This window comes from Pseudomonas sp. A-1, assembly GCF_004801855.1.
GTDB lineage: Bacteria > Pseudomonadota > Gammaproteobacteria > Pseudomonadales > Pseudomonadaceae > Geopseudomonas.
This window is the reverse complement of sequence record NZ_SSTC01000136.1, coordinates 1-7,202: the sequence shown is the minus strand read 5'-3', so window position 1 is coordinate 7,202 and position 7,202 is coordinate 1. Positions and strand designations below refer to the sequence as shown.

General features: G+C 69.8%; 11 protein-coding genes and 1 pseudogene. 11 read left to right on the top strand and 1 reads right to left on the bottom strand.

Features of this window, described 5'->3' with window-relative positions; genetic code table 11:
• The 11 genes and pseudogenes from E5198_RS19715 to E5198_RS19665 form a co-directional block, all read left to right on the top strand.
• Window positions 1-755, top strand: a 755-nt coding sequence (locus E5198_RS19715) for a dihydrolipoamide acetyltransferase family protein (RefSeq protein ID WP_136491629.1), incomplete at its 5' end; no start/stop codon positions are given.
• A 102-nt stretch (window positions 756-857) separates the two neighbouring features.
• A pseudogene (gene mobA / locus E5198_RS19710) lies at window positions 858-1,433 on the top strand (molybdenum cofactor guanylyltransferase MobA); the annotation flags it as partial.
• A gap of 57 nt (window positions 1,434-1,490) precedes the next feature.
• A complete protein-coding gene (gene moaC / locus E5198_RS19705; RefSeq protein WP_136491631.1) occupies window positions 1,491-1,967 on the top strand; it encodes a cyclic pyranopterin monophosphate synthase MoaC in 477 nt (158 codons plus the stop codon).
• On the top strand, window positions 1,964-2,212 hold the full coding sequence (locus tag E5198_RS19700; protein ID WP_136491628.1) for a MoaD/ThiS family protein: 249 nt from the start codon (window positions 1,964-1,966) through the stop codon (window positions 2,210-2,212). The genes moaC and E5198_RS19700 overlap by 4 nt, the downstream gene beginning before the upstream one ends.
• Before the next feature lies 1 nt (window position 2,213).
• On the top strand, window positions 2,214-2,663 hold the full coding sequence (gene moaE, locus E5198_RS19695) for a molybdopterin synthase catalytic subunit MoaE (protein ID WP_136491627.1): 450 nt from the start codon (window positions 2,214-2,216) through the stop codon (window positions 2,661-2,663).
• A 223-nt stretch (window positions 2,664-2,886) separates the two neighbouring features.
• Window positions 2,887-3,870: a GTP 3',8-cyclase MoaA gene (gene moaA / locus E5198_RS19690; protein ID WP_136491630.1), complete on the top strand. Its 984-nt coding sequence runs from the start codon at window positions 2,887-2,889 to the stop codon at window positions 3,868-3,870.
• Window positions 3,871-3,976: 106 nt separating this feature from the next.
• Window positions 3,977-4,318, top strand: coding sequence for a helix-turn-helix transcriptional regulator (locus E5198_RS19685; protein WP_136491626.1), 342 nt, complete (start codon window positions 3,977-3,979; stop codon window positions 4,316-4,318).
• A 115-nt stretch (window positions 4,319-4,433) separates the two neighbouring features.
• Window positions 4,434-5,693: an OmpP1/FadL family transporter gene (locus E5198_RS19680; protein ID WP_136491625.1), complete on the top strand. Its 1,260-nt coding sequence runs from the start codon at window positions 4,434-4,436 to the stop codon at window positions 5,691-5,693.
• A 106-nt stretch (window positions 5,694-5,799) separates the two neighbouring features.
• On the top strand, window positions 5,800-6,273 hold the full coding sequence (locus E5198_RS19675) for a hypothetical protein (RefSeq protein ID WP_136491624.1): 474 nt from the start codon (window positions 5,800-5,802) through the stop codon (window positions 6,271-6,273).
• Window positions 6,274-6,312: 39 nt separating this feature from the next.
• Window positions 6,313-6,750: a YqaA family protein gene (locus E5198_RS19670; RefSeq protein WP_136491623.1), complete on the top strand. Its 438-nt coding sequence runs from the start codon at window positions 6,313-6,315 to the stop codon at window positions 6,748-6,750.
• Between the two features lie 80 nt (window positions 6,751-6,830).
• Window positions 6,831-7,067, top strand: coding sequence for a DUF2789 domain-containing protein (locus E5198_RS19665; protein WP_136491622.1), 237 nt, complete (start codon window positions 6,831-6,833; stop codon window positions 7,065-7,067).
• Between the two features lie 63 nt (window positions 7,068-7,130).
• Here the strand turns inward: E5198_RS19665 and E5198_RS22390 are convergent.
• The coding region (locus E5198_RS22390; protein WP_372239863.1) for a hypothetical protein at window positions 7,131-7,202 on the bottom strand (72 nt) is incomplete at its 5' end.

Genomic DNA, 7,202 nt, shown 5'->3' with positions numbered 1-7,202 from the left:
TGCGCCAGCTGGCCCGCCAGTTGGGCGTCGAGCTGGCCGGGCTGTCCGGCTCCGGCGCCGACGGCCTGATCACCCGCGCCGACGTCGAGGCGGCCGCCGAGAGCGCGCGCACCAGCTTCGGCGGCGAGCGCCTGCGCGGCGTGCGCCGCAGCATGGCGCTGAACATGGCCCGCGCCCACGCCGAGGTGGTGCCGGTGATGCTGGTGGAGGACGCCGACCTCAGCCGCTGGCCGTCCGCCCGCGATCCGCTGGTGCGCCTGGCCCAGGCCATCGCCGCGGCCTGCCGCGCCGAGCCGGGGCTCAACGTATGGTTCGACGGCAAGGCCATGGCGGTCCGCCAGCACGACCACCTCGACCTGGGCATCGCCGTGGACACCCCGGACGGGCTGTTCGTGCCGGTGCTGCACAATGTCGGCGGGCGCACGGCCGACGACCTGCGCGAGGGCATGCGGCGCATGCGCGAGGCGGTCAAGGCGCGCTCGATCCCGCCCAAGGACATGATGGGCGCGACCCTGACCCTGTCCAACTTCGGCACCCTGTTCGGCCGCTACGCCAGCCCGGTGGTGGTGCCGCCGCAGGTGGCGATCATCGGCGCCGGCAAGATCCGCGACGAGCCGGTGGCGGTCGACGGCAGGGTCGAGGTGCACCCGATCATGCCGCTGTCGCTGACCTTCGACCACCGCGTGGTCACCGGCGGCGAGGCAGCGCGCTTCTTCAAGGTGCTGGTGGAGGCGCTGGAGCAGCCGGAGGGCTGACGCGGTCCGCACCCATGCCCCTCCCCGGTGCGCGGAATCCCTTGGGGAGCGAATGCCTGGCGGGCGGTGTACCATCGGGCCATGTCCACCCGGAGTCCCGCCATGTCCGCCGCCGACCTGCCGCCCTGTTCCATCCTGCTGCTCGCCGGCGGGCGCGGGCAGCGCATGGGCGGAGCGGACAAGGGCCTGCTGGAGTTCGCCGGCCGGCCGCTGATCGCCTGGCTGGCCGAGACGGTCAGGCCGCTGAGCGACGACCTGCTGATCTCCTGCAACCGCAACGCCGGGCGCTACGCGCCCTTCGCCGACCGCCTGGTGGCGGACGCGGAGGGCGGTTTCCCCGGTCCGCTGGCCGGCATCCGCGCCGGCCTCGCCGCCATGCGTCACGACTGGCTGCTGGTGCTGCCCTGCGACGCCCCGCTGGTCGATGCGCCGCTGCTCGAGGTCATGCGCCGCGAGGCCCTCGGCGGGTCGGAGCGACCGCTGCTGCTGCGCCAGGCCGGGCACTGGCAGCCGCTGTTCGCCCTGATTCCGCGCCGTCTGCTGGGCGAGCTGGAGCGTGCCTGGCAGGCCGGCGAGCGCAGCCCGCTGCGCTTCCTGCTGGCCCATGGCGCCCGTGCGCTGGACTGCGCGGCGGACGATCCGCGGCTGGCCAACCTGAACACCCCCCAGGCGCTGGCGGCGGCTGGCATGGCGCTTGCTGAATCCGATTCCTCATCCACTGCCGGGAGCACCGCGATGCTGACCCATCTCGACGCCGCGGGGCGCGCCAACATGGTCGACGTCACCGCCAAGGCCGTCACCGCCCGCGAGGCCTGCGCCGAGGCGCTGGTGCGCATGCAGCCGCACACCCTCGGGCTGATCCTCGACGGCAGCCATCCCAAGGGCGACGTGTTCGCCGTCGCCCGCGTCGCCGGCATCATGGCGGCGAAGAAGACCCACGAGCTGATCCCGCTGTGCCACCCGCTGCTGCTCACCGGCATCCGTGTCGAACTGGAGCCGGAGGGGCTGGACGCGGTGCGCATCGTCGCGCGCTGCAGGCTGGCCGGACAGACCGGGGTGGAGATGGAGGCGCTGACCGCCGCCAGCGTCGCCGCGCTGACCCTCTACGACATGTGCAAGGCGGTCGACCGCGGCATGACCATCGAGCGCGTGCGCCTGCTGGAGAAGAGCGGCGGCAAGAGCGGCGACTACCGTGCGGAGGAGCCGGCATGATCGAGGTGCGTTATTTCGCCCGCTACCGCGAGGAGCTGGACTGCGACGGCGAGCGCCTGCCCTGGTCGGCCGAGCTGGACAGCCTGGAGGCCCTGCGCCAGCGCCTGCTGGCGCGCGGCGGCGCCTGGCAGGTGCTGGCCGAGCAGTGCCTGATGTGCGCGCGCAACCAGGAGCTGTGCAGCCTCGCCGAGCCGCTGGCCGACGGCGACGAGGTGGCCTTCTTCCCGCCGGTGACCGGAGGCTGAGATGACGATTCGGGTACAGGTGGAAGCCTTCCTGCCGGGCGTCGAACTGGAGGCGCTGCACGCCGCCAACGCCGGCATCGGTGCGCTGGCCTCCTTCGTCGGCTACGTGCGCGACTACAACGACGGCCGGGAAGTCGCCGGCATGACCCTCGAGCACTATCCGGGGATGACCGAGAAGGCCCTGGCCGGCATCGTCGAACAGGCGCGCTCGCGCTGGCCGCTGCTCGGCGTGACCATCGTCCACCGTGTCGGTCGCCTGCTGCCCGGCGAGCCGATCGTCTTCGTCGGCACGGCCAGCGCCCATCGCCAGGCCGCCTTCGCGGCCTGCGAGTTCATCATGGACTACCTGAAGACCCGCGCGCCGTTCTGGAAGCGCGAGGACACCCCGGACGGTGCGCGCTGGGTCGACGGCCGTGCCAGCGACCGGGCGGCGGCCGAGCGCTGGGAGTAGCGGGGCAGGGATGCTTCGCCATGGTGCGCCGGCAGTGTCCCGCCGCATGGCATGCCCTGCATCGGTGCGCGTCGGTGCGGCCCAGATCCCGAGCAGCGTGCTTAACTATTGAGCGAGGTGTGCCGGCGATCGCCCGGTGCCGCACTGGTGCAGTCCTTGCATCCGGGCGGCACACCTGACCGCTGCGGCGGCAACCGAGGAGAGTCCCGTGATGAACGACGCCATGCTGCTCGACGGCCATGGCCGCAGGATCGACTACCTGCGCCTGTCGGTGACCGATCGCTGCGATTTCCGCTGCGTCTACTGCATGGCCGAGGACATGACCTTCCTGCCGCGCCAGCAGGTGCTCGGTTTCGAGGAGATCGTGCGCATCGCCCGGCTGTTCGTCGGCCTGGGGGTGCGGAAGATCCGCCTGACTGGCGGCGAGCCGCTGGTCAGGCGCGGCATCGTCGACCTGTGCCGGCAGATCGCCGCGCTGCCCGGTCTGCGCGAGCTGGTGATGACCAGCAACGGCTCGCAGCTGGGCAAGCTCGCCGCACCGCTGGCCGAGGCTGGGGTCAGGCGCCTGAACATCAGCCTCGACAGCCTGGATGCGGCCAGATTCCACGCCATCACCCGCACCGGCCAGCTCGACCTGGTGCTGGCCGGCATCGAGGCGGCGCGCGCGGCGGGCTTCGCCCGCATCAAGCTCAACAGCGTGATCATGAAGGAGCGCAACGACGACGAGGTGCCGGCGCTGGTCGACTTCGCCGTGGCCAACGGCCTGGACATCAGCTTCATCGAGGAGATGCCGCTGGGCCAGGTCGGCCGCGACCGCGGCGAGGCGTTCTGCTCCAGCGACGAGGTGCGCGCGCGCATCGCCGAGCGCTACCGGCTGTTCGACAGCCCCGAGCAGAGCGGCGGGCCGGCGCGCTACGTGCGCCTGGAGGGCCATCCGCAGACCCGCGTCGGCTTCATCTCGCCGCATTCGCACAACTTCTGCGCCAGCTGCAACCGCCTGCGCCTGACCGCCGAGGGGCGCCTGCTGCTGTGCCTCGGCCACGAGAACGCCCTGGACCTGCGCGGCCTGGTGCGCCGCCATCCCACCGAGGACCGGCCGCTGATCGAGGCCATAGGTGCGGCGCTGCAGCGCAAGCCGCTGCGTCACGAGTTCGCCAGCTCCGGCGAGGTGCAGGTGCTGCGCTTCATGAACGCCACCGGGGGCTGACTTCCTCCTCAAGTACGACAGTTGCGGCCGTGACGCTGATACGGGTTCGGGTGATAATGTTTCGCTTTCCGCATCTGCAGGTCAGCGTCACAAGGAGCTCCCACCCATGACCGAAGCCCAAGCCGATCTCGACATGCAGCTGATGCGTGCCGCCGCTGCGGAGGCGGCCGGCGTGCTGCGCACCCTCGGCAATCCGGACCGACTGCTGCTGCTCTGCCAGCTCAGCCAGGGCGAACGCTCGGTCGGCGAGCTGGAGGAGATCCTCGGCCTGCGCCAGCCGAGCCTGTCGCAGCAGCTGGCGGTGCTGCGCAACGAGGGCCTGGTGCAGACCCGCCGCGACGGCAAGCGCATGTTCTACTCGATCGCCGAGCCGAAGATGCTGGTGCTGCTCGGCACGCTCTACCAGCTGTACTGCCCGCAGGGTGACGAAGCGAACGAACCTGAATAGAACTTTCAGGAATTAAAATATCAGCTAATATTATAATTGCACGTTATGTATTTTATTTAATATTGCCCCCGTTCCGGCCAGCCTGTGGCGGCCACGCGTTTTCGGGGGAGTTTCCGTGTCGTTCCACAAGCCGCTTCTCGCTGCCCTGCTCGTCGGCAGCGCCGCCATCAGCCCGCTGGCCTGCGCCACCAACGGCTATTTCGCCCACGGTTACGGCATCAAGTCCCTCGGCATGGCCGGCGTCGGCTATGCCCTGCCGCAGGACGCCCTGGCCGCCGCGACCAATCCGGCCGGCACCGCGCTGGTCGGCAACCGCCTCGATCTGGGCGTCACCTGGTTCAAGCCCGAGCGCAGCGTGGAAATCAGCGGCTCTCCCGTGCCGGGCGCCAACGGCCACTACGACGGCAACGACACCGAGTCCTTCCTGATCCCCGAATTCGGCTACACCCGCCAGCTCGGCGAGCGCCTGGCATTCGGCCTGGCGGTGTACGGCAACGGCGGCATGAACACCGACTACGGCCGCAATCCGTTTGCTGCACTCACTGGCGTGCAAGGCGAGGCCGGCGTCGACCTGAGCCAGGTGTTCGTCACCCCGTCGCTGGCCTGGCGTTTCAGTGAGCGCCACAGCTTCGGCATCGGCCTCAACTATGCCTGGCAGCGCTTCGAGGCGCGTGGCATCGGCGGCTTCGCCGCCATGTCCGAGTCGCCTGCCAAGGTCAGCGACAACGGCCACGACCACTCCGACGGCTGGGGTCTGCGCCTGGGCTGGACTGGCCGGCTCGCCGACAGCCTGACCCTCGGCGTGGCCTGGTCGTCGAAGATCAAGACCGGCAAGTTCGAGCGCTACGAGGGCCTGTTCGCCGACCACGGCAGCTTCGACATCCCGGAGAACTACGGCATCGGCCTGGCCTGGCAGGCCACCGACCGCCTGACCCTGGCCGCCGACGTGCAGCAGATCGACTACAGCGACGTGAAGGCCATCTCCAATTCGGTCAGCGTGCTGTTCCAGGGCCACCTGCTCGGCTCCGAGGACGGCCCGAACTTCGGCTGGGAAGACATCCGCGTCTACAAGCTCGGCGCCAGCTATGCGGTCAGCCCGCAGCTGACCCTGCGCGGCGGCTACAGCTGGGCCGACCAGGCGCTGGACAAGGGCGAGACCTTCTTCAACACCCTGGCCCCCGGCGTGGTGCGCGAGCACCTGACTCTCGGCGCCACCTGGGCGCCCGAAGCCGACCACGAGGTCAGCCTGTTCTATGCCCATGCCTTCAGCGAGGAGCTCAAGGGACGCAACTCGATGCAGAACTTCGGTGGCGGCGAGGTGGACCTGAAGATGCAGCAGGACAGCGTCGGCATCGCCTACGCCTGGAAGCTCTGAGACGATTTTTCGCCCGGACTCTGGCGCGACACCGTAAACTTGCCGCACCCGCGGGGCGACCGATCGGTCGCCCTGTTTCGTTCCGGGTCGATTCAGCGAGGATTTCATGCAGGACAACGCTTCCCCGGCAGTCGCCGGCCAGGTCGGTTACGTCGCCATCGAGCAGCCCTTCGGCCTGCAGCCGCCCCGGGTGCATTGCCCGATCTGCGGCCAGCAGCAGTTCGTCGAGCAGGACGACGAGTACCTGGAAACGCCCTGCGAACATCTGGCCTTCGTGTTCGGCGGCGAGGAGGACGAGTTCGTCTACGCCTCGGCCGACTTCGCCGAGCGTTTCGAGCGCTTCGATGCCGAGCTGGACGCGCGCTTTCCCGACGAGGAGGCCCGCGCCAGCGCCGAGTACGAGGAAGCCAGCAGCTTCTACCGCGACCTGTTCGCCCGGCGTCTGGCCGATCTCGGCTACGGCGCCAGCCTGCTGGCCCTGCGCATCACCTACGGCGGCATGGCCGAGGGAAACCCGGTGTGGTTCAGCGATGTCTACGGTTTCGACTACGCGACCATCCGCGAGGACGACGCGTCGTAATCCTTTCGCCACAGCCCTCGGCAGGTAGTTCCCCCAGCCATGCTCGATCTCGGCGCCTATCTCGGCCTGTTCTTCGCCGCCTTCGGGGCGGCCAGCCTGCTGCCGCTGCAGTCCGAGGCGCTGCTGGTCGGCCTGCTGCTGGCCGAGCAGCATCCGGTGCTCACCCTGCTGGCGGTGGCCACCGCCGGCAACGTGCTCGGCTCGCTGCTCAACTGGCTGCTGGGGCTGTACCTCGAGCGCTTCCGCCACAAGCGCTGGTTTCCGGTGCGCGAGCAGCATCTGCAGCGCGCGCAGGGCTGGTACCAGCGCCATGGGCGCTGGTCGCTGCTGCTCAGCTGGCTGCCGGTGGTCGGCGATCCGCTGACCGTGGTCGCCGGGGTGATGCGCGAGTCGTTCTGGATCGTGCTGCTCTGCGTCACCCTGGCCAAGGGCGCGCGCTACGCAGTGCTGACCGCGGCCACCCTGGGCCTGGCCTGAGGAGCGGTCCGGCAGGCTCCGGCCGGGTAGGCAATACTCTGTGCTGTTCTCAACCACGCCGCATGCAGCGGGAGGATGTCATGGAACAGCCGGTCCACGCCTTTCACCACCTGTTCGAGCAGCTCGGCCTGCCCAACGACAACGACTCGATCCGCCGCTTCATCGAGCGCCACGCGCCGCTACCGCCCGAGGTGCAACTGGCCGACGCCAGTTTCTGGACGCCCGCCCAGGCGGCCTTCCTGCGCGAGGAGATCCTCGAGGACGCCGACTGGGCCGAGGTGGTCGACAACCTCAACGCCGCCCTGCGCGCCCGATAGCGCGTGTGAACGAAAACGCCGCGCCCTCCTGAAGAAGGGCGCGGCGCTGATGGTGCAGGGCGATCAGCCCTGGCGGATCAGGTGGTCGAAGGCGCTCAGCGAGGCCTTGGCGCCCTCGCCGACGGCGATGACGAT

Bases quoted from the DNA above. Each gene is read 5' to 3' on its own strand.
- moaC (WP_136491631.1), top strand. From the start codon at position 1,491: ATGCTGACCCATCTCGACGCCGCGGGGCGCGCCAACATGGTCGACGTC.
- E5198_RS19700 (WP_136491628.1), top strand. From the start codon at position 1,964: ATGATCGAGGTGCGTTATTTCGCCCGCTACCGCGAGGAGCTGGACTGC.
- moaE (WP_136491627.1), top strand. From the start codon at position 2,214: ATGACGATTCGGGTACAGGTGGAAGCCTTCCTGCCGGGCGTCGAACTG.
- moaA (WP_136491630.1), top strand. From the start codon at position 2,887: ATGCTGCTCGACGGCCATGGCCGCAGGATCGACTACCTGCGCCTGTCG.
- E5198_RS19685 (WP_136491626.1), top strand. From the start codon at position 3,977: ATGACCGAAGCCCAAGCCGATCTCGACATGCAGCTGATGCGTGCCGCC.
- E5198_RS19675 (WP_136491624.1), top strand. From the start codon at position 5,800: ATGCAGGACAACGCTTCCCCGGCAGTCGCCGGCCAGGTCGGTTACGTC.
- E5198_RS19670 (WP_136491623.1), top strand. From the start codon at position 6,313: ATGCTCGATCTCGGCGCCTATCTCGGCCTGTTCTTCGCCGCCTTCGGG.
- E5198_RS19665 (WP_136491622.1), top strand. From the start codon at position 6,831: ATGGAACAGCCGGTCCACGCCTTTCACCACCTGTTCGAGCAGCTCGGC.